Below are 24,502 nucleotides of genomic sequence, written 5' to 3'. Positions count from 1 at the left end.
GGCGGTGCGCGCCCACGACCCGACCTGGCTCCGGACGCCATTGCGCGTGCGCCGCCCACATCCGGCCCGACGACGATCGCCGCGAAGCGACGCACGGAGAGAGATCGTCGCTCAGGATGGTGTCTGCCACGGTGAGCCCGGATCTCGCTTCCGCCTTCGCAGGCGTCCGCTCATCCGGGCCACGCACCTCGTCTCAGGTGAAATCCAGCACCACGCGGCCGTCGATCTTGCCGGCCTTCATGCGATCGAAGATGGTGTTGATCTCCGAGAGCGGCGCTGTCGTGATTTCAGCCTTCACTTTGCCTTCTGCGGCGAAGGCCACGGCCTCATCGAGATCGCGTCGCGTGCCGACGATCGAGCCACGCACGGTGATGCGCTTGAGCACGACATCGAAGATCGGCGTCGGGAACTCACCCGGTGGCAGCCCCACCAAACTGACCGTGCCCTTGCGACGGACCATCTTCAGTGCCTGCGCGAAAGCGGGCGTCGACACCGCCGTCACCAGCACGCCATGGGCCCCGCCGCCGGTGAGGGCGATGACCCGCTCGACCGCATCCTTGTCCAGCGCGTTGACGGCGTGATCGGCGCCTGCCTCCAGTGCCAGCTTCAGCTTGTCCTCGGCGATGTCGAGACCGATCGCCTTCAGCCCCATCGCCTTCGCATATTGGATCGCGACGTGACCAAGACCGCCGACGCCGGAAATGACCACCCATTCGCCAGGACGGGTATCCGTCTCCTTGAGGCCCTTGTAGGTCGTGACGCCGGCGCAGAGGATCGGCGCGATCTTGGCGAAGTTCACGTTCGCCGGAAGGCGCGCCGCGAAGGCCGCCGAGGCGATGACATATTCCGCAAAGCCGCCATTCACGCTGTAGCCGGTGTTGTGCTGATGCTCGCACAGCGTTTCCCAGCCGGTCTCGCAATATTCGCAGCGCAGGCAGGCATCGTGCAGCCAGGCCACGCCGACGGCGTCGCCGATCTTGAAATCAGTCACGCCCGGTCCGAGCGCGGCCACCAGGCCGGCGGCCTCATGTCCAGGAATGAACGGCGGCACCGGCTTGACCGGCCAATCGCCGGACGCCGCGTGAAGGTCGGTATGACACACACCGCAGGCTTTCAGTTTCACCAGCAATTCACCCGGCCCCGGCACCGGAACGGGGACGTCCTCGATGACGAGCGGCTTGCCAAAGGCTTTGACGACGGCGGCTTTCATGGTCTGCATCTGTCTGCTCCTCATGTTGAGGCGCAAACTATCCAAGCCGACCTGTCGCGGTCTTGATCGGTATCAAAAGACGGTGCTGCTTTGATGCGCAGCATGTAACAATCTCATGATAGCGCCATCGTGCGGCCGGCGATCTCAGGCGTGAAATTTCAGCCCGTCGACGATCTTGTCCGCCACCTTGCGCTCGGCGCGGAACGCCAGTCCCACCAGGTTGAGATCCATGCGCGGCACCGTCTTCACGGCCGCCCGATTGGCCTCATCATGCGTGGTCGTGAACATGTCCTCGGTATAGAGCGCCGGCTCCACCTCGCGCGCCAATGCGCGATCCAGAGCACGCGCCAACGCCGCGCGATAAGGCGCGCCATAGATGAGAATCGGCTGTCCGATCAGCGCGTGATAGTTCGTCGCCGAGCCATCTTCATAAGGCGCGCCGATACAGTCGGGAAAGGCAGCGGCGATGCCGCTGGCGAGGAACGCAGCCACGTTCAGCTTCTGCCAGGCGGCGAGATCGTTGCGGATGATGAGTGCGATCTTGGTATCGAATTGCATGTCGCTTCCAAGAGTTCGATATGCGCGAGCGCCCAGAATAGCCGAGCCATCCCAGGCGTGAAGCATCGACAATGCAAGCGATGGAAGTGGAACTTGCGATGATCCCGACTTGGCGACGATCGCTGGCGGTCAGCGCCTGGATCAGCCCTTGGCGTCGCAGACCCAGGCGCGGATGACGCATTCCTTGCCACCATATTTGTAGCATTCGCGCGTCGCGTCGTTGAGCGAGGCCGAGATCTTCGGCCGGACCGCATAGCCGTGCGGACCGCAGGGATTGGTGAGGTCGACGGCGAACGCCGCACAGGCCTTCTTCATCGTCACAGCGGTGCATTCGCCCTTGCATTGCTTGAGCGCCGCAGCCTTGGCGAGATGCTCGGCCGGATAGTCGAAGGCCTGGCCAAACGCGGCGCAGCGGCCGATGGCAAAGGCGCCGGCGGCATGCGCCGGGCTGATGGCGGCGTCGCTCACAATGCGTGCAGCGCCGACCATGACGGTCAATCCAAATGCAAACAGCGCGAAACGTCGCGCGGCCGTCGAAACGATCACTCTCTCCTCCCCCGAGGCCCAATGTCGGCAAATCTAGCCGGGGGTCGTTGAGACTTGGTGAATGAGAGGTTGAGGGCGAGCGGGCGTCTCGGTGACGATGGCGGGCGTGCGCCGTGCGTAGCCTGGATGTGCGAGAGCGATATCCGGGGTCTCACGAGCAGCGCGTATGAACCGGGATGATCGCTCTCGCTCATTCGGGCGACAGGCGTCAGCCGCGCCGCGCGGCTTCCAGCGCCTGCGGCGTATCGATGTCGAGGAAGGCGCTCTCGCCGTCGACGGGCACCTCGGCGACGGCCTCCGTGTGCTTGGCGATCAGATGCCGCGCGCCGACATCGCCGTCGAGGGTCTTAAGTTCCGCGAAGAAGCGGCGCGACCACAATACGGGATTGCCGCGACGCCCCTCGGAGACAGGCACGACGATCAAATTGCCGCGATCCGGTGCAAAGGCGGCGATCAGGCGGTCGAGCAGGCCCGACGACACCATCGGCATGTCGCCGAGACAGACCACCGCACCATCGACCGTATCGGGCACCGCGGCAATGCCGGCTTTCACCGAGCTGGCAAGGCCGCCGGCAAAATCGGGATTGCGGACAAAGCGGACGTCGAGATCCGACAGCGCCTGCTCGACCAGCTCGGCCTGATGGCCGGTGACGACGATGACCTCGCTGGCCTTCGAGGCCAGCGCCTGCTCGGTGACGATCCGCACCAGCTTCTTGCCGTCGAGCTCGGCCAGAAGCTTGTTCGGTCCGCCCATCCGGGTCGAGCGCCCGGCCGCGAGAACGATGGCTGCGACCTTGCGCTCACCCTCGACCTCCGGCTTGGCGCGCGGCTGCGGCCGCGTCACGATCTCCATCAGCAGGCCGCCGACGCCCATCGCCGTCAGCTCCGCCCGCGTCACCTTGATCCCGGCGAGCAGCCGCATCAGCACCCAATCGAAGCCGTTCTCGGCCGGCGAGCGGGCGCAGCCGGGCGCGCCCAGCACCGGCACGCCGGCGGCGCTGCCGATCAGCAGCAGATTACCGGGATCGACCGGCATGCCGAAATGCGCGATGGCCCCCCCGATGCCGGTGATGGCCGCCGGGATCACGTCGCGGCGGTCGGCGATCGCAGAGGCGCCGAACACGATGACGAGTTCGGCGCCAAGGCCGAGCAGGTCCTTGATGGCAGCGGCCAGTGGAGCCTGCTCATGCGCCACGCGGCGCTCGGCGATAATGGCCGCGCCCGCCGGCGCCAGGCGCTCAGCGGTGACCCGCAGCGTCTTGTCGATGACCTTCGGAGCCAGCCCGGGCAAAATGGTCGACACGACGCCGACGCGCTTGACGACATAGGGCGCGACCCTGAGCGCGCCCTTTCCGGCTGCCGCCACGGCGGCATCGCGCAGGCGGCCCTCGACGCCGAATGGAATGAGCTTGACGGTGCCGACCATCTCGCCTTCGACCACCGGCTTGAACGCTGGCAGGGTCGCGAAGGTGATCGCCTCATCGACCTCGTTGATGCGCTCGACCGCGGCGCGATCGATCACCAGCACACCGGCCTGCGCCGCAAACAGATTGGCGCGCCCCGTGAACGCGCGATCGACATGAATGCCCTCGCCCGCCACCACTTTGGCGACGTCAGCCGCGGCCTCGTCCTCGGAGACGTCGCCGGCCTCGAGCCTCACGACGACGATCTCCTTGACGCCTTCCCTGACCAGCGCCGCGACCTCGGTGGGGCCGATCAAGGTGCCCTTCTTGAGCACCAATGATCCCTTGCGCAGGGTGTGCACGGTCACCCCGCCGATCGCCTCAGCCGGACTGGCAGGACCGAATTTCATGCCGCCTGCTCTTTTTGCTTGGCCGGCAACCGCAAGGTGGCGGTGATCTCGGCCATGATCGACACCGCGATCTCCGACGGCGACACTGCGCCGATGGCCAGCCCGATCGGCGCATGGATGCGGGCGATGTCGGCATCGCTGACGCCCTGCGACCGCAGCCGTTCGCCGCGCTTGGCATGGGTCTTCCGCGAGCCCAGCGCGCCGATATAGAAGCAGTCGCGCGAGAAGGCATGCAGCAGCGCCGGATCGTCGATCTTCGGATCATGCGTCAGCGCTACGAACGCCGTGTAATGATCGACATTGAGCGGCGGTAGCGCCACATCGGGCCATTCGGCAATCAGCGGCACGTCGGGAAAGCGCTCGGGACTGGCGAAGGCCGTGCGCGGATCGACGACCGTGACGTCATAGCCGAGCGATTTGGCGATCGGCGCCAAGGCCTGGCTGATGTGGACGGCGCCGATGATGACGAGCCGCGCGATCGGCGCGTAGACGTTGAGGAACAGCCTCTTGCCGCCGGCTTCCACCATGCCGCTCTTGCCCATGCGCAGATGCGTCTCCAGCTCGTTGCGCAGCGGGTCAGTGGCGATGTCGACGGCCTTGACCAGGCGCTGCTCGCCGGAGGCGACGTCGGTGACGAGGATGGCCGGACGGCGCGCGGCGCGCTCGGCATTGAGCTCGGCCAGTGTTCCCAATTGCATCGTGTCAGCCCACCTTCTCGACGAACACGCGGATGGTGCCGCCGCAGGACAGACCGACATTCCAGGCGGTCTCGTCGGCGACGCCGAACTCCAGCATCTTGGGCTGGCCGCTGGAGATGACGTCGAGCGCCTCGGTGACCACAGCGCCCTCGACGCAGCCGCCGGACACCGAGCCCAGGAACGTGCCGTCATCATTGATCACGAGATTGGAGCCGACCGGCCGCGGCGCCGAGCCCCAGGTCTCGACCACGGTGGCCAGCGCCACGCCATGGCCGGATTTGTGCCAGTCCTCGGCGGCCTTCAGGATGTCTTCGTCGCGGTTGAGCATGGCAATCTCCTTCTCGGACGGGTCTCAGGCGGCGGGCCGGATCACGCGGCTGATGTGCGGCGGGAGCGGCGATGACAGCGCCGAGATCAGCGTCTCGATCGAGGTCAAGTTATGTACCGGGCGGAATTCGTCAACGTGGGGCAGCATGGTTTTGATGCCCTGCGCCTTGGCCTCGAAGCCGGAGTAACGCAGCAGCGGATTGAGCCAGATCAGGCGGCGGCAGGAGCGGTGCAGCCGGTCCATCTCGAAGGCGAGCTTGCTGTCGGCCTCGCGCTCCAGCCCATCGGAGATCAGGAGCACGATTGCCCCCTGCCCGAGCACGCGCCGCGCCCATTGCTTATTGAAGGTCTGCAGCGAGGTGGCGATCCTGGTGCCGCCGGCCCAATCCTCGACATTGGCTGAACAACTCGCCAGCGCCTCGTCCGGATCGCGTTGCCGGAGCGCCCGCGTCACGTTGGTCAGCCTAGTGCCGAACAGGAACACCGAGACGCGCTTGCGGGCGTCGGTGATGGCATGCAGGAAATGCAGGAACAGACGGGTGTATTCGCTCATCGAGCCGGAGATATCGAGCAGCGCCACGATCGGCGCCGGCTTCTCGATCCGTCCCAGGCGATGGAAATTGATGATCTCGCCCTCGGTGCGCAGCGCCTGCCGCAAGGTCTTGCGCATGTCGATGCGACGGCCGCGCGGATCGGCGGTGTGGCGGCGCGTCTTCAGCTCGGCCTGCGGCAGCCGCATCTTGGCGATCGCGCGCGCGACCTCGGCGATCTCGGCCGCGCTCATCTGGGCGAAATCCTTCTTCTGCAACACCTCGCGGTCGGACACCGACAGCCGCAGATCCTGCTCCTGCGTCTGCGGCTCCTCATGCATCTGCGGCTGGGCCATCGCCTCCTGCACCCGGCGCGACGCCGGCGGCGGCTTCTTCTTGGCGTGATCCGGCAGCGGCACGGAATCGAGCATCGACTTCCACTCCTCGGCGGGGCGGAAGAACAGGTCGAAGGCCTGGGCGAAGATCAGCGCGTGCTCGTGGCGCTTGACGAAGATCGATTCCAGCGTGGTGAAGACGTCCGCGCGCTTGCCGATATCGATGACCTCGAGCGCGGTCATGGCGTCGATCACGGCACCGGGTCCGACCGGAAGACCCGCCGCGCGCAGCGCCCGCGCAAAACCGGCAATGTTGTCGGCGATGCCGCCGGTGGGTGGTGCGAGGTGATTGATGCTGGTGGGCACGGCTCTATCCCCTCGTCATTCCGGGACATGCGAAGCATGGGCCCGGCATCCATAACCACGATCGTGAGCATGGATTCCGGCCTCGCCCTCCGGGCGCCCCGGAATGACGACCTTTGTTGTAGGCACCAGCGTGACCTACGTCTCGCTGGTCGCGTCCTTGATCACCTTCTGCAACGCATCGCCCTGCATGCGCGCAATGTCGTCCTGATACTTCAGCAATGCGCCCAGCGTGTCGCCGACCACCTCGGCATTCAGCGAGCGCGCGTCGAGCTCGGTCAGCGCGGTGGCCCAGTCGAGCGTCTCGGCGACACCCGGCGACTTGTAGAAGTCCTGGCTGCGCAGCGCCTGGACGAAGCGCACGATCTGCTGCGAGAGCCGCTGCGAGATGCCGGGCAACCGCGTCTTCACGATGGCGAGCTCGCGCTCGGCCGATGGGTAGTCGACCCAGTGATACAGACAGCGCCGCTTCAGCGCGTCGTGAATCTCGCGGGTGCGGTTCGAGGTGATGATAACGATCGGCGGATGCGGCGCCTTGACGGTACCGAACTCGGGAATCGTGACCTGGAAGTCGGAGAGGATTTCGAGCAGATAGGCCTCGAACGCCTCATCGGCGCGGTCGAGCTCGTCGATCAGCAGCACCGGGGCGCCCGCGACATCCGGTTCCAGCGCCTGCAGCAGCGGACGCTTGATCAAATAGCGGTCGGCGAAAATGTCCGACGACAATTGGTCGCGGTCGACGTCGCCGCCGGCTTCGGCCAGCCGGATCGCGATCATCTGCGCCGCCGAGTTCCACTCATAGACCGCAGAGGCGACGTCGAGCCCCTCATAGCATTGCAGCCGGATCAGCTTGCGGCCGAGCGCCGCCGACAGCACTTTGGCGATCTCGGTCTTGCCGACGCCGGCCTCGCCTTCGAGAAACAGCGGCCGGCCCATCCGCAGCGACAGATAGGTCACCGTCGCCAGCGATCGCTCGGCCAGATAGCCGCGCGACGATAGCAATTCGAGCATCGCATCGACCGATGCCGGCAGCGCTGCAGCACTCATGAGCGAGACCGCCTTCCCTGACCGCCCTCGCCCGTCACGACGCCGGAGCCTCGGGCGCAGCCGAATCGGATTCGGCGGCGTCCGATCCGGTCGAGGCCTTGGCTTCGGCATTGGCCGCATCGACCGCGCGACGCGCGAGCACGCCGATCAGATGGGCGCGATATTCGGCGCTGCCGTGAATGTCGCTGTTGAGACCTTCCGGCGAGACGTGGACGCCTTCCAGCACCTTCGGCGAGAAGCGCTTCTGCAGCGCCTCCTCGAAGGCGGTGACGCGGAACACGCCATTGCCGCCGGCGCCGGTCACGGCGACACGCACATCCGACGGACGGCGCGCCACGAACACGCCGACCAGCGCGTAGCGCGAGGCCTGGTTGCGGAACTTCACATAGGCCGCCTTCTTCGCCAGCGGGAAGCTGACCTTGGTGATGATCTCGTCCGGCTCCAGCGCAGTGGTGAACAGGCCGAGAAAGAACTCCTCGGCTTTCAGCTTGCGCTTGTTGGTGACGATGGTGGCACCGAGCGCGAGGCAGGCCGCCGGATAGTCCGCCGTCGGATCATTGTTGGCGATCGAGCCGCCGATCGTGCCGCGATGGCGCACGGCAGGATCGCCGATCAGCCCAGCCAGATGCGCGAGCGCGGGAATCGCCTCACCGACGGTGGCGGAGTTCGCCACATCGGCGTGACGCGCCATCGCGCCGATCACCAGGTTGCGGCCCTTCAGCTCGATCGTATCGAGCCCCTCGATGTGAGACAGGTCGACCAGATGCGGCGGGCTGGCGAGCCGCTGCTTCATGACCGGCACCAGCGTGTGGCCGCCCGCGACCAGCTTGGCATCCTCGTTCTTGGTCAGGAGATTGGCGGCCTGGCGCACGGTGGCCGGCCGGTGATATTTGAATTCGTACATGGGGATGTCCTGTGCGCGGCGGGCGGCTTAGGCGAGGTCCGACTTCGCCATGGCCTTGGCGCCGGCGGCGATCGATTGCACGATGTTCTGATATCCGGTGCAGCGGCAGAGATTACCCTCGAGCTCCTCGCGGATGACCTCTTCGCTGAGATCGTGGCCCTTGCGGTGAACGAGGTCGACCGCCGTCATGATCATGCCCGGCGTGCAGAAACCGCATTGCAGGCCGTGGTGCTCGCGGAAGGCCTCCTGCATCGGATGCAGCGGCGCGCCGTCGGCTGCCAGCCCTTCGATGGTCCTGACCTCATGACCGTCGGCCATCACCGCGAGGGTGGTGCAGGACTTCACCGCCTTGCCGTCGAGATGCACGACACAGGCGCCGCATTGCGACGTGTCGCAGCCGACATGCGTGCCGGTGAGGCGCAGATTCTCGCGCAAGAACTGCACGAGCAGCGTCCGCGGATCGACATTCGCCGTGACGGGATTACCGTTCACAATCATGGAAATCTTGGCCATTCAGGACTCTCTATTATCCGCGCCACAGCGTTGCACTACAGCGCAGCCCAGCAAAATCATTCGAAAACCATCATATGGGCGCTTCCGGCAGCCGGCAACCTGGCCACCGGACGCGCCTGAGGTCTGCGGTCAGCCCTGGACGGCTTTGGCGAAGTTCGCAAAGAACTCGTCGGCGAGCTTTTTGGCGGTGCCGTTGATCAGGCGCTGGCCGAGCTGCGCGAGCTTGCCGCCGATCTGGGCCTCGACATTGTATGTCAGAAGCGTGCCGCCGTCCTTCTCCGCCAGCGCGACGACTGCGCCGCCCTTGGCGAATCCGGCCACGCCGCCCTCGCCCTCTCCGGAGATCTTGTAGCCGTTCGGCGGATCGAGATCGCTCAAGGTGACCTTGCCCTTGAAGCGCGCGGACACCGGTCCGACCTTCATCTTGGCGACGGCGCGGAAGCCTCCGTCTTCGGTCTTTTCCAGTTCCTCGCAGCCGGGAATGCAGGCCTTGAGCACCTCCGGGTCGTTCAGCTTGGCCCAGACCGACTCTCGCGGAGCCGCCAGCTGGACCTCGCCCGTCATCGTCATTGCCATGTGCATCTCCCCCCGATTGGCGCGGTTAGAGGCATTCAAGTAAAGCACCAGGGGCCCAAAAGGAAGGGCAAGCAGCGCCAGGAAGCGTTGCAGATTCGCAGGAGCACCGCAGCATTGCGGGTCCGTCGCCCCAGGGTTTTGATTGGCAGACGGCTGCGGCAGTGGTTAGTTCGCCCTCAAATCTGCACGATTCCTCCGGCGGCGCGGCCGCCTGCGACGAAGGATCACGCCCATGCCGATGATCGATGCCGACGGTTGCCTGCTGAATGTCACCGTCGAGGGCCGCGACGGCGGGCCGACCCTGATGCTGTCGAACTCACTCGGCTCGACGCTGCAGATGTGGGAGCCGCAGATGCGCGCCTTCACCCAGGTGTTTCGCGTCATCCGCTATGACCGGCGCGGCCATGGCAAATCGCAGGTGCCGCCCGGCCCCTACTCCATCGAACGATTCGGCCGCGATGCGCTGGCCATTCTGGACGATCTCAACATCGAGAAGGTGCATTGGTGCGGCGTCTCGATGGGCGGCATGGTCGGGCAATGGCTCGCGGCCCATGCCCCCGGGCGGATCGGCAAGCTCGTGCTGGCCAACACCACCTGCTACTACCCGGATCCGGCGATCTGGGATGCGCGCATCAAGGCGGTTCAGGAGACAGGGCTCGCCGGCATCGCCGACACGGTGATCGCGGGCTGGCTGACGCAGGAGTTCCGCGATCGCCATCCGGACGTCGCCGATCGCATGAAAGCGACGCTGGTCGCGACCCCGGTGGAGGGTTACCTCGCCTGCTGCGACGCGTTGCGGGCGCTCGATCTGCGGGAGGACCTGCCGGGGATCAAGAGCCCGACGCTCGTCGTCGCCGGCCGCTACGACAAATCGACGCCGATCGCGATGGCCGAAGCGATTCGCAGTCGGATCCCCGGCGCCAGCATGACCATCGTCGACGCCGCGCACATTTCCAATGTCGAGGCGGCAGGCCCGTTCAACGACGCCGTGCTGGGCTTTCTGACGCAGCGCTGAGCGCTGCCGGGATCAGCACTTGGCGCCTGCGGTGCCGTGCGCCGCGCTCGGCTGCAGCGGCTTCGCGGGGACGATTGCGGAGGCCCGCACGGACTGGCTGACCGGCTTCTCCACCAAGAGGACGATGGCCGTGCCCAGCAGCATCAGGAGCTCGGTGGCATGCAGGCGCAACGCCTGTGCTTCACCGATCTGTGCCGCCATGATCATGCTGAAGAAGCTCAGCGCGCTGCCCAGACCAAGCCCGATCGACAGCGCCTCGACATAGCCAGCCACCCTTCGCACCTGCGGCACAAGGATCAGAACCAGGAACATCGCGAAGAAGCCTGCGACCGTCAGCCGCGCCAGCGCCAGCAGCCAGGCGGCACGGACCGTGTCGATGGCCGACAGATGCAGGTGATCGCTGATGAACAATGCGACCGCGATGTTGGGCCGCTCGAACAATCCCTGGACCGGCGCGACCATGATGTGGAAGGCAATAATGGTCCAGACCGGAATGAAATAGAGCGCCAGCAGCACGCCGTTGACGCAGCTCAGCCGCCAGTTCCTGATCGCGTCCATCTTGATCATGTCACGCCCCGCGTCACGCTCCCGCCCCTCGGGCCGGTTCCAGACGAGCTAACGCGCGGCAAACGCACCGGGCAATTTAAACCCTTTGTTTACCTTAATGGACGGCCCTAGCGCACCGGTGGTCCCGTAGCCGCAGCCCGTAGCCCGCATGAGCGACAGCCCCACCCCGAAGGGGTGAAGGCGACCGCAACATGCGGGGTCTCATGCCCCGCGATTCTTGTCCGTGAGGCTGCCCATGCGCGGCTCCCTGGGTGATCGCAATCACAACCAATGCGGGAACAGGGTCCGATGTTGCAGGGCGTTGCACGCTCGGCCCGGATTCGCACGCGGTCGTCCGCCTCAATCATGGCAACGGAACCACGCCATCAAAGCAGGCGGGATAAGCCCGCAATTGTGGCACTGCACGCTGTTGCGGCACCCGGTTCCTAGCTGTTAGTACTGCAAGGCGCGTCGCCTCCCGTCGCGGGTGTATGGCCAGCCAGCACTCGACCGGAAGGCCCCCGCCGCGTTGCGAACCAGTCTCGGACGTTCCAGCTCTCAGTCACGGCAGTTCATGGATTATTTCGCCCAGCAGCTCATCAACGGCCTCGTCCTCGGCTCGATCTACGGCCTGATCGCCATCGGCTACACCATGGTCTACGGCATCGTCGGAATGATCAATTTCGCCCATGGCGACGTGTTCATGATCGGCGGCTTCATCGCGCTGATCTCGTTCCTGGTCCTGGTGTCGGTCGGGCTCACCGCAGTGCCGGTCATTCTGCTGATCGTGCTGCTGGTCTCTATGGCGATCACCGCGCTCTATGGCTGGACCATCGAACGCATCGCCTACCGTCCGCTGCGCCACTCCTTCCGGCTGGCACCGATGCTGTCGGCGATCGGCATGTCGTTCGTGCTGACGAATTTCTCGCAGGTATCGCAGGGCGCGCGCGTCAAGCCGGTCCCGCCGATCGTCACCGGCGGCTACACGCTGCACGAGGGCGAGAGCGGCTTTGTCGTCCAGCTCTCCAACATCCAGATCGTCGTGGTGATCACCACGATCGTGCTACTCGGCTTGTTTACCTGGCTGGTGTCGCGCACCCGGCTCGGCCGCGACATGCGCGCCTGCGAGCAGGACCAGACGATGGCGGCGCTGCTCGGCGTCGACGTCGACCGCACCATCTCGATGACCTTCGTGATCGGTGCGGCGCTCGCCGCCGTCGCCGGCATGATGTACCTGTTGTATTATGGCCTGGTCGATTTCTTCATGGGCTTCGTCGCCGGCATCAAGGCCTTCACGGCCGCCGTGCTCGGCGGCATCGGCTCGCTGCCCGGCGCGATGCTCGGTGGTCTCGCGATCGGCCTGATCGAGACGTTCTGGTCGGCCTATTTCTCGGTCGAGTACAAGGACGTGGCGGCGTTCTCGATCCTCATCGTGGTGCTGATCTTCCTGCCGACCGGCCTCTTGGGCCGTCCCGAAGTCGAAAAAGTCTGACGACGGAGCCCGTGTGAGCGCGTCCCTTCCAGCCTCTTCGCCCCTCGCCTCGGATGGCTCCAAACCGGTCGGAGCCGGCTTCATCCTCAAAAAGGCCGTCCTCAGCGCGCTGGTCGCGCTCGGCCTGTTCTCGCTGATGGTCGGCGTCCGCACCGAGGCCGGCCAGAGCGGACAGCTCGAATATTGGACCCGCTTCGGCGAGCTCGCGAGCCTGGTCGGCGTTGTCTTCGTCGGCTCGATCGTGGTCGAGCTGCTGCGGCTGTGGCTCGGCCCGCGCGGCGGCCTCGGCAGTTTTGTGCCCGCCTCCGTGCAGAGCGGCCTGTCGGTCGCCGGCCGCTACGTCGCGCCCGCGCTGCTGATCTTCACCTTGCTGGTACCGGTGATCTTCTACAATCAGCGCTACATTCTCGACCTTGGCATCCTCGTCCTGACCTATGTGATGCTGGGCTGGGGTCTCAATGTCGTGGTCGGCCTCGCCGGCCTGCTCGACCTCGGCTATGTCGCATTCTACGCCGTCGGCGCCTATTCCTACGGGCTGCTCTCGACCACGTTCGGCCTGTCGTTCTGGATCTGCCTGCCGCTCGCCGGCATCCTCGCCGCATTCTGGGGCGTGCTGCTCGGCTTCCCGGTGCTGCGCCTGCGCGGTGACTATCTGGCGATCGTCACCCTCGCATTCGGCGAAATCATCCGCCTGGTGCTGATCAACTGGCAGGACGTCACCGGCGGTCCCAACGGCATCTCCGGCATTCCGCGCCCGAGCCTGTTCGGCATTCCGCTGACGCCCGGCCCCGACGGACTTGCCGCGATGCTCGGCATTCCGTTCTCGCCGACCCATCGCATCGTGTTCCTGTTCTATCTGATCCTGGCGCTGGCGCTGCTCACCAACTGGGTCACGATCCGGCTGCGCCGGCTGCCGATCGGCCGCGCCTGGGAAGCGCTGCGCGAGGACGAGGTTGCCTGCCGCGCGCTCGGCATCAACATCACCACCACCAAGCTGACGGCGTTCGCCACCGGCGCGATGTTCGGCGGCTTCGCCGGCGCCTTCTTCGCCACCCGCCAGGGCTTCATCAGTCCCGAGTCCTTCACCTTCCAGGAATCAGCGCTCGTGCTGGCGATCGTCGTGCTCGGCGGCATGGGGTCGCAGCTCGGCGTGGCGCTGGCGGCGCTCGCCATGATCGGCGGCTTCGAGCTGTTCCGAAGCCTCGAGGTCTACCGCATGCTGGTGTTCGGCCTCGCCATGGTGCTGGTGATGATCTGGCGTCCGCGCGGCATCGTTGGCCACCGCTCGCCGACCGTGTTCCTCGAAAAATCGAAGAGCATCTCTTCGGATCTCGTCAAGGAAGGCCACGGATGAGCTCCGCTCCCATTCTCGCGCTCGAGAACCTCACCATGCGCTTCGGCGGCATCGTCGCCGTCAATGCGCTGTCGTTTTCCGCCCAGCGCAAGCAGATCACGGCGTTGATCGGCCCCAACGGCGCCGGCAAGACCACCGTGTTCAACTGCATCACCGGCTTCTACAAGCCGACCTCGGGTGTGATCCGCCTGACGCATGATGACGGCACGCAATACGAGATGCAGAAGCTGAAGGACTTCAACATCTCCAAGCAGGCCAAGGTGGCGCGCACCTTCCAGAACATCCGGCTGTTTCCCGGCATGACGGCGCTGGAGAACCTGATGGTGGCGCAGCACAACGCGTTGATGCGCGCTTCCGGCCTGACGCTGCTCGGACTGCTCGGCGTCCCCTCGTGGCGCACGGCCGAGCAGAGCGCGATCGACAATGCGGTGTTCTGGCTGAAGCGCGTCGGCCTGCTCGACCGCGCCGACGATGCTGCCGGCAATCTTGCTTACGGCGATCAGCGGCGGCTGGAGATCGCGCGCGCGATGTGCACCGGGCCCGCCCTGCTCTGCCTCGACGAGCCCGCCGCCGGTCTGAACGCGCGCGAGAGCGCCGCGCTGAGCGAGCTGCTGCTGTCGATCCGTAGCGATCACGGCACGTCGATCCTCCTGATCGAGCATGACATGAGCGTCGTGATGGAAATCTCCGACCGCATCGTGGTGATGGATTACGGCGTCAAGATCGCTGAAGGCACGCCGCGCGAGATCCGCGACGATCCCAAGGTCATCGCCGCCTATCTCGGCACTGACGAGGAAGAGGCCGCAGCCGTCCTGGAGGCCGAGGCGTGAGCGCGTCCCTGCTCCAGATTCGCAATCTGCGTGCCTCCTACGGCAAGATCGAAGCGCTCAAGGGCGTCGATCTCGACATCAAGGCCGGGGAAATCGTCGCGCTGATCGGCGCCAACGGCGCCGGCAAATCGACCTTGATGATGTCGATCTTCGGCCGGCCGCGCGCCAGCTCCGGACACATCGTCTATGATGGCAGCGACATCACGCAGGTGCCGACGCATCAGATCGCCCGGCTCAGAATCGCGCAATCGCCGGAGGGCCGCCGCATCTTCCCGCGCATGAGTGTTGCGGAAAATCTGCAGATGGGCGCGGACGCCGGCGCCACCACCGAAGCGCAGCGCGCCGAGACGCTGGAGCGCGTGTTCGCGCTGTTCCCGCGGTTGAAGGAGCGTTTCGAGCAGCGTGGCGGCACGCTGTCCGGCGGCGAGCAGCAGATGCTGGCGATCGGGCGGGCCCTGATGAGCCGGCCGCGGCTCCTGCTGCTCGACGAGCCCTCGCTCGGGCTGGCACCGCTGATCGCACGACAGATTTTTGACGCCATTCGGACGCTCAATCGGCAGGATGGATTGACGGTGCTGATCGTCGAACAGAACGCCAATCACGCGCTGAAGCTCGCCCATCGCGGCTATGTGCTGGTCAACGGACTGATCACGCTGTCGGGCAGCGGCGCCGAGCTGTTGCAGCGCCCGGAGATCCGCGCCGCCTATCTCGAGGGCGGCCGCCACTGAGGCGGGCCCTCGCATTCCGGCCGAAATGGCCTTAGCCCTTCGTCGATCTGCCCGAAAAATGCCGGTGACTTCGGCGGAAAATCAGCCACAATGCGCGCGGTCTGCGGCCCGCCGTTCGGGCCGCTCCGTGTCGACCTACCCCCGCGAGGATTTCTCATGAAACCACTCAAACTCATTGGTCTGGCGCTGGGCGCGTCGCTTGCGCTCTCGACCGCCGCCTACGCCGAAGACATCACCATCGCCGTGGCCGGCCCGATGACCGGCGGCGAGTCGGCCTTCGGCCGCCAGATGCAGAACGGCGCCGAGATGGCGATCGCCGATCTCAATGCTGCAGGCGGCGTGCTCGGCAAGAAGCTCGCTTTGCAGGTGGGTGACGATGCCTGCGATCCGAAGCAGGCCCGCTCGGTCGCCGAGAAGCTCGCCGGCTCCGGCATTCCGTTCGTCGCCGGCCATTTCTGCTCGTCGTCGTCGATCCCGGCCTCCGAGGCCTATGCCGACAGCAACGTGCTGCAGATCACCCCGGCTTCGACCAACCCGCTGTTCACCGAGCGCAAGCTGTGGAATGTGGCGCGTGTCTGCGGCCGTGATGATCAGCAGGGCCTCGTCGCCGCCAACTACATCGCGAAGAACTTCAAGGGCAAGAACATCGCGATCCTCAACGACAAGACCACCTACGGCAAGGGTCTCGCCGACGAGACCAAGAAGGCGCTCAACAAGGCCGGCGTCACCGAGAAGATGTTCGAGTCGTACAACAAGGGCGACAAGGACTTCAACGCGATCGTGTCGCGCCTGAAGCGTGAGAACATCGACCTCGTCTATGTCGGCGGCTATCATCAGGAAGCCGGCTTGATCCTGCGCCAGATGCGTGATCAGGGCCTCAAGACCATCCTGATGGCGGGCGATGCGATGAACGACAAGGAATTCGCGTCGATCACCGGTCCGGCCGCTGAAGGCACGCTGTTCACCTTCGGCCCGGAGCCGCGCAACAAGCCGACCGCGAAGGCGATCGTCGACAAGTTCAAGGCCAAGAACATCGACCCCGAGGGCTACACGCTCTACACCTACGCCGCGATCCAGGTCTGGTCGCAGGCCGTGAAGAAAGCCAACACCACCGACGCCAAGAAGGTGATGGACACCATCAAGGCCGGCGAGTGGGACACGGTGCTCGGCAAGCTCGGCTTCGACGCCAAGGGCGACATCAAGCAGATCGACTATGTCGTCTACAAGTGGGACGCCAAGGGCAGCTACGCCGAGCTCGGCAGCAAGGGCTCCTGATCCTCATCGTTGCTCTTTAACCCAAGCAAATGCGAACGCCCAGGTCATGGACCGGGGCGTTCTGCCGAGATGAGTTGGATCGCGATCGCCTGCTTGGCGCCAGCGTGATCAGCCTGCGCAGGCAGCGAGCGTCGCTGCAGGCCTGTCCCGCACCGCTGTGCGCGCCGTCTCGACGGCGCGCATCAGTTCGTTCGGCCGGAATGGCTTCTGCAGATAGACCACGCGGGTCAGCTCCTCCGACATCGCCGCCCCGTCGAATGCACTCATGCCTGAGACGGCCACGACCGGCACATCGGGAACCAGCGCCCGCATCCCGCTGACCAGATCGAGGCCATTCGAATCATCGAGGTAGATGTCGACGATCACGGCATCGAAGGCCTGGTCGCGGAACAGCTGCAATCCTGCCGTCGCGGTTCCCGCCTCGACCACCTCGAACTGATTGACGCGGAGCACCATGCTGATCATGGCCCGCACGTCCTTCTGATCGTCGACCACCAGAATCCGCGACATCAACTTCTCCAAGACTTTTTCGTTGGACAGCCTACAACATAAAAAGAAATCAGCTACAACTACCGGTATATTTATCCCTTTTGCAGTAAAGGTACAGTTACTTCAGTTTTCGAGTCGGACCACCGCGGTTCCATGCGGGGTATTATGCAACCTCTATTTGAATAATCTTTTTTCGCGCAAGCGCTGCGTCAGAGCTACGGCTCGCACGTTGATGCCTGTTGCGCAGGGCCCTGTCGATGCAGAACGTCGAAGATACGCGGGAGATTTTTCTATCAGCAAGCCCTGCGACGCGCCGTGACCAATTAGTTGCCCTCGCCGCTGTTGCGATTTCCGCCAGTCTGTTCATTGCCGCCGCCCCCTTCGCCAAGGTGCAGCTCACGGCGATGCCTGCATTCGTAGCGAGCTATCAATCGGCGCTGGCGCTGAACGATCTGATCACGGCGTTCCTGCTGTTCTCTCAATTCGTCATGCTGCGCTCGCGGGCCCTTCTCTGGCTCGCCAGCGGCTATCTGTTCACCGCACCGGCTGCGTTTCTGCACACGCTGGCATTTCCCGGGCTGTTTTCGCCGACCGGCCTGATGGGCTCCGGACCGCAGACGGCGGTGTGGATCTACATGATCTGGCACGGCGGCTTTCCCCTGTTCGTCGCCGCCTATGCGCTGCACAGCCGCCGCTCGGTCCAAGGCTCGGTCCAAGGCTCGTTCCAAGTCGCGTCGGTGTCGCGATCGCTGCTGCTCGCGATCGTCGGGGTGTCGATCGTGCTGACGACCCTGGTCTGGTTCGTGATCACCGATGAGGCCGCGCTTCCCGCGCTCATCAGCGGCGGAACCGCCACCTTTGCCTTGAAGGTCGTGGTCGGCGCGATCTGGTGCGTGACCCTGGCCGCGCTGCTGCTGCTCGCTCAGCGACGGCCCTACACCATCCTCGATCTCTGGGTGATGGTCGTGCTCTGCGCCTGGCTGTTCAATCTCGCGCTGTCCTCGCTGCTCAACGCCGCGCGGTTCGATCTCGGCTACTATGCCGGCCGGCTCTACGGGCTCTTGGCAGCGAGCTTCGTGCTCGGCGTTCTGCTCGCCGACAATGTCGGACTGCAGGCGAAGCTCACCCGCCTCCTGCAGCAGCAGCGCCGACAAAGCCAGAGCGAGCGGGCGCACTTCATCGCCCGCGAAAGGCTGCTCAGCGCCGTCGTCGAATCGTCCAACGACGCGATCATCACGCTGACCCTGCACGGCAAGATCACGTCGTGGAACCGCGCCGCCGAGCAGTTGTTCGGATATGACAGCAGCGAAGCGCTGGGCAGCGACATCGGGCTGATCGTGCCGGCCGAGCGGCGCGGCGAGATCGATCGAATCATCGAGCGCATCGGCCGGGGCGAGAAGATCGCGCATCACGAGACCATCCGCCGTCACAAGGACGGCCACGACCTCGATGTGTCGTTGAGCGTCTCCCCTATTCTCGACGCACGCGGCGCCGTGATCGGCGCCTCCAAGGTTGCGCATGACATCACCGAGAGCAAGCGGACTCGCCACGCGCTGAGCCGTGAAACCGAGGAACGACGGCGCATCTTCGAAACGTCGCAGGACCTCATCCTGATCGCCGATTCGCAAGGCATATTGATCCAAGTGAGCCCAAGCGCGAGCGCCATCCTGGGTTATCGGCCCGAGGAGATGGTCGGTCGCAACGCCGGCGACTTCGTCTATCCGCCCGAATTGGAGTCGTTTCGCAGCCAGATGCTTGCCTGCCGGCGCGGACGCGACATCCACAATTTCGAGGCCCAGTTCCTGCACAAGGAAGGCCGTGCGGTCATCCTGAATTGGATGGCGAGCTGGTCCGAGCCGGTGCAGCGCCATTTCTTCATCGGGCGCGACCTCACGGAGAAGCGGGCCGCCGAAGCGCAGTTTCGCCAGGCCCAGAAGATGGAAGCGGTGGGTCAACTCACCGGCGGCGTCGCGCACGACTTCAACAACATCCTGACCGTGATCACCGGCAGCATCGGCATCCTTGCCGAGTCCGTCGCCGATCGCCCGGAGCTGGCGTCACTGGCGAAGTTGATCGACGACTCCGCCGACCGCGGCGCCCGCCTCACGCAGCAATTGCTGGCCTTCGCACGCAAGCAGCCGCTGCAGCCGGCGGATATCGACGTGAATGCGCTTCTGGTCGAGACGGCCGATTTGCTGCGACCGACACTCGGCGAGCAGATCGAGATCGAACGCATCCTTGCGGCCGATCCGTGCACGGCGCTGGCCGATCCGGACCAGCTCGCCACGGCGATCGTCAATCTTGCGCTCAATGCCCGCGACGCGATGCCGCAAGGCGGCAAGCTCACCCTGGAGACCGCCAATGTCGCGCTCGATCAGGACTACGCCGATGCCAATAGCGAGGTCGCGATCGGCGACTATGTCATGATCGCGGTCAGCGACACCGGCTGCGGCATTCCGCCGGCCTATCTCGACAAGGTGTTCGATCCGTTCTTCTCGACCAAGGGCGTCGGCAAGGGCACCGGGCTCGGCCTCAGCATGGTGTTCGGCTTCGTCAAGCAATCCGGCGGCCATATCAAGATCTACAGCGAGGTCGGCAACGGTACGTCGATCAAGCTCTATCTGCCGCGCTCGGCCGCGTCCTCGACGGCCGCCACTGCACGTCATGAGACGCCGGATTATCGCGGCGGCGACGAAACGGTCCTGGTGGTCGAGGATGACCCGCTGGTCCGGCAACACGTCATCGCCCAGGTCACGAGCCTCGGCTACCGCACCCTGGCGGCAGGCAACGCGGCCGAGGCGCTCGACGTGCTGGAGCGCCATCCGGAGATCGACCTGTTGTTCACCGACGTCATCATGCCCGGCGCCATGAACGGGCGGCAGCTCGCCGAGGCGGCCCTGAAGAAGCGGCGCAGCCTGAAGACACTGTTCACGTCCGGCTATACCGAGAATGCGATCGTGCATCACGGCCGCCTCGATGCCGGCGTGCTGCTGCTCGCCAAGCCCTACCGCAAGCCGGAACTCGCTCGCATGATCCGCATCGCCCTGGACGCGTGAGGCCGCAGGGGCGGCGGAGGCTCGCGCGGCACTCCCCACAGCTGCACCAGGCTGGCCATCGCGTGCGCGCGGCATTGAGACGCTGCGCCGGCCGCGCTATCCATTCGGCATCATCATTTGCTGCCGAGGTCGACCGTGCAGAACCTCCTCACCGATATTGCAGGCGTCCGCGTCGGCCACGCCGATGATACCGCGCTTGCCTCCGGCGTGACCGCCATCCTGTTCGATCAGCCGGCGGTGGCCGCGATCGACATTCGCGGTGGCGGGCCGGGCGTGCGCGAGGATGCCCTGCTCGATCCCGCCAACACGGTGGAGCGGATCGACGCGATTGCGCTGTCGGGCGGCTCGGCGTTCGGGCTGGAGGCCGCCAGCGGCATCCAGGCCTGGCTTGCCGAGCAGGGCCGCGGCTTTGCGGTGCGCGATGCGCTGATCCCGATCGTGCCCGGCGCGATCGTGTTCGACCTGCTCAATGGCGGCAACAAGGCCTGGGGCCGCTATGCACCCTATCGCGAGCTCGGCTATCAGGCGGCGGCCGCCGCCGGCCCCAGCTTCGCGCTGGGCAGCGCCGGCGCCGGGCTCGGCGCCACCACCGCCAACCTGCAGGGCGGCCTCGGCTCGGCATCGGCCACGACCACCAAAGGCGTCAAGGTCGCGGCGATCGCCGTGGTCAATGCGGTCGGCAGCGTCACCGTCGGCGATGGTCCGTGGTTCTGGGCCGCCCCCTATGAGGTGGATGGCGAGTTCGGTGGCCGCGGCCTGCCGGCGGCGTTCACGCCGGACATGCTGGCGATGCGCATCAAGGGCGGTCCGTCCGCATCGAGCGCGGAGAATACGACGATCAGCCTGGTCGTAACCGATGCCGTCCTGACCAAGGCTCAGGCCAAGCGGCTCGCCATGATGGCGCAGACCGGCATGGCACGCGCGATCTATCCGGTCCACCTGCCGCTCGACGGCGATATTGTGTTCGCTGCTGCGACCTGCACCAAGCCGATCGAGCCGCTGGTCGAGCTGAGCGAGCTCGGCATGATGGCGGCCAACGTACTGGCGCGGGCGATCGCGCGCGGCGTCTATCACGCCAGGCGGCTGCCGTTCGCAGGCGCCCTGCCCTCCTGGCAGGACCGCTTCGGCGGCTGAGCGTTACGCGGTCACCGACGTCGTCGATGTGGTGGAGCCCTGCAGCTTGGGCTGCCGCTGCATCAGCTGCTCGATCATGTTGTACGACGAGATCGCGGCATTCGACCCGGTGGTTGCCGCAGGCGTGATCAGCGTCATCTTTGACCCATCGGCATAGGTGATGATGGTGGTCGTCGAGCCGTCGCTGTTGGTGGACGACGAGCTTGATGCGCCCGAGAGCGCTTGCATCAGCGCATCGGCGCCCGCACTGCTGGACCCGCCCACGGCCGAGCTCGCGCCGGTACCCATGCCACCCGCATTGCCCGCCTGGTGACGGCGGCCATGATGGCCGCCCTTCAGCGCCGACCCCAGCTCGTTGAAGCTGACATTGCCGTCGCCGTCGCTGTCCAGCTTTCCGAACACCTTGTCGGCATTGGCCAGGTTGGTGCCGCCGGCGCCGAGCGCGGACTCGAATTCGGACTTGGTGATCTTGCCATCACCATCTCCGTCGATCAGCGAAAACAGATCCTGCAGCGGATCAGCCGCGCCTGCGCTGGATGACGTACCGGACTGGCTCTGCGCCGCGAGCAGCGCATTCATCGTCTCCGGCGCAATCTGTCCGGAACCGCTGCTTGACGAGCTCGACCACGGAGTGACCAGGCCCGAGCTGCCGGAGCCGCCGGCATTCAGGCCGAACAGGCCTCCGCCGTTTCCCGACTTGCCGGATCCCGACTTGGTCGATCCCAACGACTGCAGGCCATCCAGGACCGACGAGGCGGCCCCCAGCGCAAACCACATGGCGAAACTCCTGCAATGCCGCAACTTGCACGGCAAACCTTCTCCCCACGACGCTCGCAATCGCCGTGCCAGCACCAACGTGCTGATATGTCCGGATATTTCGCGATGTTGCGGTCGCAAGAGCCAGGCAATTCATGCCGCGCCCGGCAGATTTTTCCCGCTCGCGTTGCCGCAGCCGGCCCTGCATGATAGGGCGACAGACCCGATCGCACTGGAACAGCTTGCCCATGACCCAGTCCTTCACGCCGCGTCCGCTCGTCATCGCGCCATCGATCCTGGCGTCCGACTTCTCCAAGCTCGGCGAGGAGGTGCGCGCCGTCGATGCCGCCGGCGCCGACTGGATCCATCTTGACGTGATGGACGGCCATTTCGTGCCGAACATTTCCTACGGCCCCGACGTGATCAAGGCGCTGCGCCCGCACACCACGAAGATCTTCGACGCGCATCTGATGATCACGCCGTGCGATCCCTACCTCGAAGCCTTCGCCAAGGCCGGCTGCGACCACATCACGGTGCATGCCGAGGCCGGCCCGCATCTGCATCGCTCGCTGCAGGCGATCCGCGCGCTCGGCAAGAAGGCCGGCGTGTCGCTCAACCCGTCGACGCCGCTCAATGTGATCGAATATGTACTCGACCTGGTCGATCTCGTGCTGATCATGTCGGTCAATCCCGGCTTCGGCGGCCAGGCCTTCATCCCGTCCGCGATCGGCAAGATCCAGGATCTGCGCGCGATGACCGCAGGCCGGCCGATCGATATCGAGGTCGATGGCGGCGTCGGCCGCGACAATGCCGGCGCGCTCGCTGCCGCCGGCGCTAATGCCTTCGTCGCCGGCTCCGCCGTGTTCAAGGGCGGCACGATGGAGGCCTATCGCGGCAACATCTCCGCCATCCGCAGCGCCGCGGCGTCCGCCCGCGGCGAAGCGATCTGAGACGCGCGACGACGCATGCCCTCCCTGACGCCGCAACCGCTGACGAAGGCAGCCTTCGCTGCCTTCGGCGACGTTGTCGAAACCGACGGCGCCGCGCCGATCGAGATCAACCAGGGCTTTGCCCGCCGCTGCAACGGCCTCGCCAATATCGACGTGACCTCGGGCGGCGCCGCCGTGAACATCAGCCTCTTCGAGGCGAAGCCCCGCCCGCTGCCGATCGAGATCAAGCTGATGGAGCGGCACCCGCTCGGCAGCCAGCTGTTCATGCCGCTGCAGGACCGGCCCTGGCTGGTGCTCGTCTGCCACGATCCGCGCGATGCCGCGAGCTATCAGGCTTTCACAGCCACCGGGCGACAGGGCGTGAACTACGCCCGTAACGTCTGGCACCATCCGCTGCTGGTGTTCGACGACGGCGCCCGTTTCATGGTCGTCGATCGCATGGGCCCCGACAATCTCGAGGAAGTGTGGCTCGATCGACCGCTGTTCTTGAGCATCCCCTGACCAATGACGGCGCGCCCGATCTGACGATTCGCGCGCGCTTTGGAGAGACGATGATGGACAAGCCGAACTACTTCGTGCCGCAGGGCGGCCATCCGCCGCAGACCGACCTGCTCACCGGGCGCGCTGTGTTCACCGAAGCCTATGCCGTCATTCCCAAGGGCGTGATGCGCGACATCGTAACGTCGCCGCTGCCGTTCTGGGACAAGACCCGGACCTGGGTGATCGCGCGTCCCTTGTCGGGATTCGCCGAGACGTTTTCGCAATACATCGTCGAGGTCTCGCCCGGCGGCGGCAGCACCCAGCCCGAGCCCGATCCGGAGGCCGAGGGCGTGCTGTTCGTCGTCGGCGGCGAGATCGCGCTGACCATCGCCGGCACCGAGCATCGCCTGGCCAAGGGCGGCTACGCCTTCCTGCCGCCGGCCTGCAAATGGACCTTGCGCAACGACAGCACCGCGCCCGCGACCTTCCACTGGATCCGCAAGGCCTATGAGGCCGTCCCCGGCATCCCCGCGCCGGACGCCTTCGTCACCAACGAGGCGGCGATCGCTCCTGTCGGGATGCCCGGCACCGATGGCCGCTGGGCCACCACCCGCTTCGTCGATCCGCTCGACGTCCGCCACGACATGCACGTCAACATCGTCACCTTCGAGCCGGGCGCTGTCATCCCGTTCCTGGAGACGCATGTCATGGAGCACGGCCTCTACGTGCTCGAAGGCAAGGCGGTCTACAAGCTCAACCGCGACTGGGTCGAGGTCGAGGCCGGCGACTTCATGTGGCTGCGCGCCTTCTGCCCGCAGGCCTGCTACGCCGGCGGCCCCGGCCGCTTCCGCTACCTGCTCTACAAGGACTCCAACCGCCACATGAAGCTGCGGCCGTTCCGGTGAGATGAGAAGCGGAGCGGTCCTGTTGCTCCGTCATTGCGAGGAGCGTAGCGACGACGCAATCCAGAGTCGTCG

25 protein-coding genes are annotated in these 24,502 nt (G+C 65.6%); 11 read left to right on the top strand and 14 right to left on the bottom strand.

From position 1 onward, the window contains the following. Positions 1-193: 193 nt before the first annotated feature. The 11 genes from adhP to ACVIJ6_RS24095 all read right to left on the bottom strand — a co-directional run bounded on the left by adhP (position 194) and on the right by ACVIJ6_RS24095 (position 9,420). Entirely contained in the window at positions 194-1,219 is a 1,026-nt protein-coding gene (adhP, locus tag ACVIJ6_RS24145) for an alcohol dehydrogenase AdhP (protein ID WP_456774739.1), read from the bottom strand. A 135-nt stretch (positions 1,220-1,354) separates the two neighbouring features. Continuing rightward, a complete protein-coding gene (locus ACVIJ6_RS24140; RefSeq protein WP_456774738.1) occupies positions 1,355-1,768 on the bottom strand; it encodes a DUF2000 family protein in 414 nt (137 codons plus the stop codon). 141 nt (positions 1,769-1,909) lie between these two features. Beyond that, positions 1,910-2,257, bottom strand: a complete 348-nt coding sequence (locus ACVIJ6_RS24135; protein WP_456777072.1) for a DUF4189 domain-containing protein — start codon at positions 2,255-2,257, stop codon at positions 1,910-1,912. Between the two features lie 265 nt (positions 2,258-2,522). After that, positions 2,523-4,127 (bottom strand): NTP transferase domain-containing protein, encoded by a 1,605-nt coding sequence (locus ACVIJ6_RS24130; protein WP_456774737.1) that lies wholly within the window; start codon positions 4,125-4,127, stop codon positions 2,523-2,525. Continuing rightward, entirely contained in the window at positions 4,124-4,825 is a 702-nt protein-coding gene (locus ACVIJ6_RS24125; RefSeq protein ID WP_456774736.1) for an XdhC family protein, read from the bottom strand. Before ACVIJ6_RS24125 ends, ACVIJ6_RS24130 begins: the two co-directional genes overlap by 4 nt. 4 nt (positions 4,826-4,829) lie before the next feature. After that, a complete protein-coding gene (locus ACVIJ6_RS24120; protein ID WP_284419078.1) occupies positions 4,830-5,153 on the bottom strand; it encodes an XdhC family protein in 324 nt (107 codons plus the stop codon). Between the two features lie 24 nt (positions 5,154-5,177). After that, positions 5,178-6,383: a vWA domain-containing protein gene (locus ACVIJ6_RS24115; RefSeq protein WP_456774735.1), complete on the bottom strand. Its 1,206-nt coding sequence runs from the start codon at positions 6,381-6,383 to the stop codon at positions 5,178-5,180. 135 nt (positions 6,384-6,518) lie between these two features. Continuing rightward, entirely contained in the window at positions 6,519-7,427 is a 909-nt protein-coding gene (locus ACVIJ6_RS24110) for an AAA family ATPase (protein ID WP_456774734.1), read from the bottom strand. A 34-nt stretch (positions 7,428-7,461) separates the two neighbouring features. Next, positions 7,462-8,331, bottom strand: a complete 870-nt coding sequence (locus ACVIJ6_RS24105; RefSeq protein ID WP_456774733.1) for an FAD binding domain-containing protein — start codon at positions 8,329-8,331, stop codon at positions 7,462-7,464. Between the two features lie 27 nt (positions 8,332-8,358). Next, the gene (locus tag ACVIJ6_RS24100; protein ID WP_012045264.1) at positions 8,359-8,844 is read right to left on the bottom strand and encodes a (2Fe-2S)-binding protein; all 486 of its coding nucleotides are present in this window, start codon (positions 8,842-8,844) and stop codon (positions 8,359-8,361) included. A gap of 129 nt (positions 8,845-8,973) precedes the next feature. Next, positions 8,974-9,420, bottom strand: coding sequence for an SRPBCC family protein (locus tag ACVIJ6_RS24095; protein WP_012045265.1), 447 nt, complete (start codon positions 9,418-9,420; stop codon positions 8,974-8,976). A gap of 232 nt (positions 9,421-9,652) precedes the next feature. Here ACVIJ6_RS24095 and pcaD point away from each other — a divergent pair, with 232 nt between their 5' ends. Next, on the top strand, positions 9,653-10,435 hold the full coding sequence (gene pcaD, locus ACVIJ6_RS24090; protein ID WP_456774732.1) for a 3-oxoadipate enol-lactonase: 783 nt from the start codon (positions 9,653-9,655) through the stop codon (positions 10,433-10,435). 12 nt (positions 10,436-10,447) lie between these two features. Here pcaD and ACVIJ6_RS24085 read toward each other — a convergent pair whose 3' ends face one another. Continuing rightward, a complete protein-coding gene (locus ACVIJ6_RS24085; protein ID WP_456774731.1) occupies positions 10,448-11,002 on the bottom strand; it encodes a hypothetical protein in 555 nt (184 codons plus the stop codon). Positions 11,003-11,555: 553 nt separating this feature from the next. Here ACVIJ6_RS24085 and ACVIJ6_RS24080 point away from each other — a divergent pair. The 5 genes from ACVIJ6_RS24080 to ACVIJ6_RS24060 all read left to right on the top strand — a co-directional run bounded on the left by ACVIJ6_RS24080 (position 11,556) and on the right by ACVIJ6_RS24060 (position 16,660). After that, complete coding sequence (locus tag ACVIJ6_RS24080; RefSeq protein WP_456774730.1) at positions 11,556-12,473, top strand: ABC transporter permease subunit; 918 nt, start codon at positions 11,556-11,558, stop codon at positions 12,471-12,473. A gap of 13 nt (positions 12,474-12,486) precedes the next feature. Continuing rightward, positions 12,487-13,827: a high-affinity branched-chain amino acid ABC transporter permease LivM gene (gene livM, locus ACVIJ6_RS24075; RefSeq protein WP_456774729.1), complete on the top strand. Its 1,341-nt coding sequence runs from the start codon at positions 12,487-12,489 to the stop codon at positions 13,825-13,827. After that, positions 13,824-14,657: an ABC transporter ATP-binding protein gene (locus ACVIJ6_RS24070; protein WP_456774728.1), complete on the top strand. Its 834-nt coding sequence runs from the start codon at positions 13,824-13,826 to the stop codon at positions 14,655-14,657. The genes livM and ACVIJ6_RS24070 overlap by 4 nt, the downstream gene beginning before the upstream one ends. Then, positions 14,654-15,385, top strand: coding sequence for an ABC transporter ATP-binding protein (locus tag ACVIJ6_RS24065; RefSeq protein WP_172238338.1), 732 nt, complete (start codon positions 14,654-14,656; stop codon positions 15,383-15,385). The genes ACVIJ6_RS24070 and ACVIJ6_RS24065 overlap by 4 nt, the downstream gene beginning before the upstream one ends. Positions 15,386-15,541: 156 nt before the next feature. Further along, the gene (locus tag ACVIJ6_RS24060) at positions 15,542-16,660 is read left to right on the top strand and encodes a branched-chain amino acid ABC transporter substrate-binding protein (RefSeq protein ID WP_456774727.1); all 1,119 of its coding nucleotides are present in this window, start codon (positions 15,542-15,544) and stop codon (positions 16,658-16,660) included. Positions 16,661-16,768: 108 nt separating this feature from the next. Here ACVIJ6_RS24060 and ACVIJ6_RS24055 read toward each other — a convergent pair whose 3' ends face one another. Beyond that, entirely contained in the window at positions 16,769-17,170 is a 402-nt protein-coding gene (locus ACVIJ6_RS24055) for a response regulator (protein WP_456774726.1), read from the bottom strand. Between the two features lie 236 nt (positions 17,171-17,406). Between ACVIJ6_RS24055 and ACVIJ6_RS24050 the strand changes: the two genes are divergently transcribed. Next, entirely contained in the window at positions 17,407-20,205 is a 2,799-nt protein-coding gene (locus tag ACVIJ6_RS24050; protein ID WP_456774725.1) for a PAS domain S-box protein, read from the top strand. 135 nt (positions 20,206-20,340) lie between these two features. Next, positions 20,341-21,339 carry a P1 family peptidase gene (locus ACVIJ6_RS24045; RefSeq protein WP_456774724.1) on the top strand — a complete coding sequence of 333 codons (999 nt, stop codon included), beginning with the start codon at positions 20,341-20,343 and terminating at the stop codon, positions 21,337-21,339. Between the two features lie 3 nt (positions 21,340-21,342). Here ACVIJ6_RS24045 and ACVIJ6_RS24040 read toward each other — a convergent pair whose 3' ends face one another. Next, positions 21,343-22,116 (bottom strand): EF-hand domain-containing protein, encoded by a 774-nt coding sequence (locus ACVIJ6_RS24040; protein WP_456774723.1) that lies wholly within the window; start codon positions 22,114-22,116, stop codon positions 21,343-21,345. Positions 22,117-22,343: 227 nt separating this feature from the next. Here ACVIJ6_RS24040 and rpe point away from each other — a divergent pair, with 227 nt between their 5' ends. From rpe to ACVIJ6_RS24025, 3 genes are read left to right on the top strand one after another with little or no spacing between them, the layout of a single operon-like run. Further along, positions 22,344-23,045 (top strand): ribulose-phosphate 3-epimerase, encoded by a 702-nt coding sequence (rpe, locus tag ACVIJ6_RS24035; RefSeq protein WP_012045277.1) that lies wholly within the window; start codon positions 22,344-22,346, stop codon positions 23,043-23,045. A 15-nt stretch (positions 23,046-23,060) separates the two neighbouring features. Further along, positions 23,061-23,546, top strand: a complete 486-nt coding sequence (locus ACVIJ6_RS24030) for an ureidoglycolate lyase (RefSeq protein ID WP_456774722.1) — start codon at positions 23,061-23,063, stop codon at positions 23,544-23,546. Between the two features lie 53 nt (positions 23,547-23,599). Further along, positions 23,600-24,430, top strand: a complete 831-nt coding sequence (locus tag ACVIJ6_RS24025) for a bifunctional allantoicase/(S)-ureidoglycine aminohydrolase (RefSeq protein WP_456777071.1) — start codon at positions 23,600-23,602, stop codon at positions 24,428-24,430. Positions 24,431-24,502: the final 72 nt, after the last annotated feature.

The organism is Bradyrhizobium sp. USDA 4369 (genome assembly GCF_054056435.1).
Note: the sequence above shows the minus strand (reverse complement) of the source record. Positions and strands in the feature narration are given on the sequence as shown.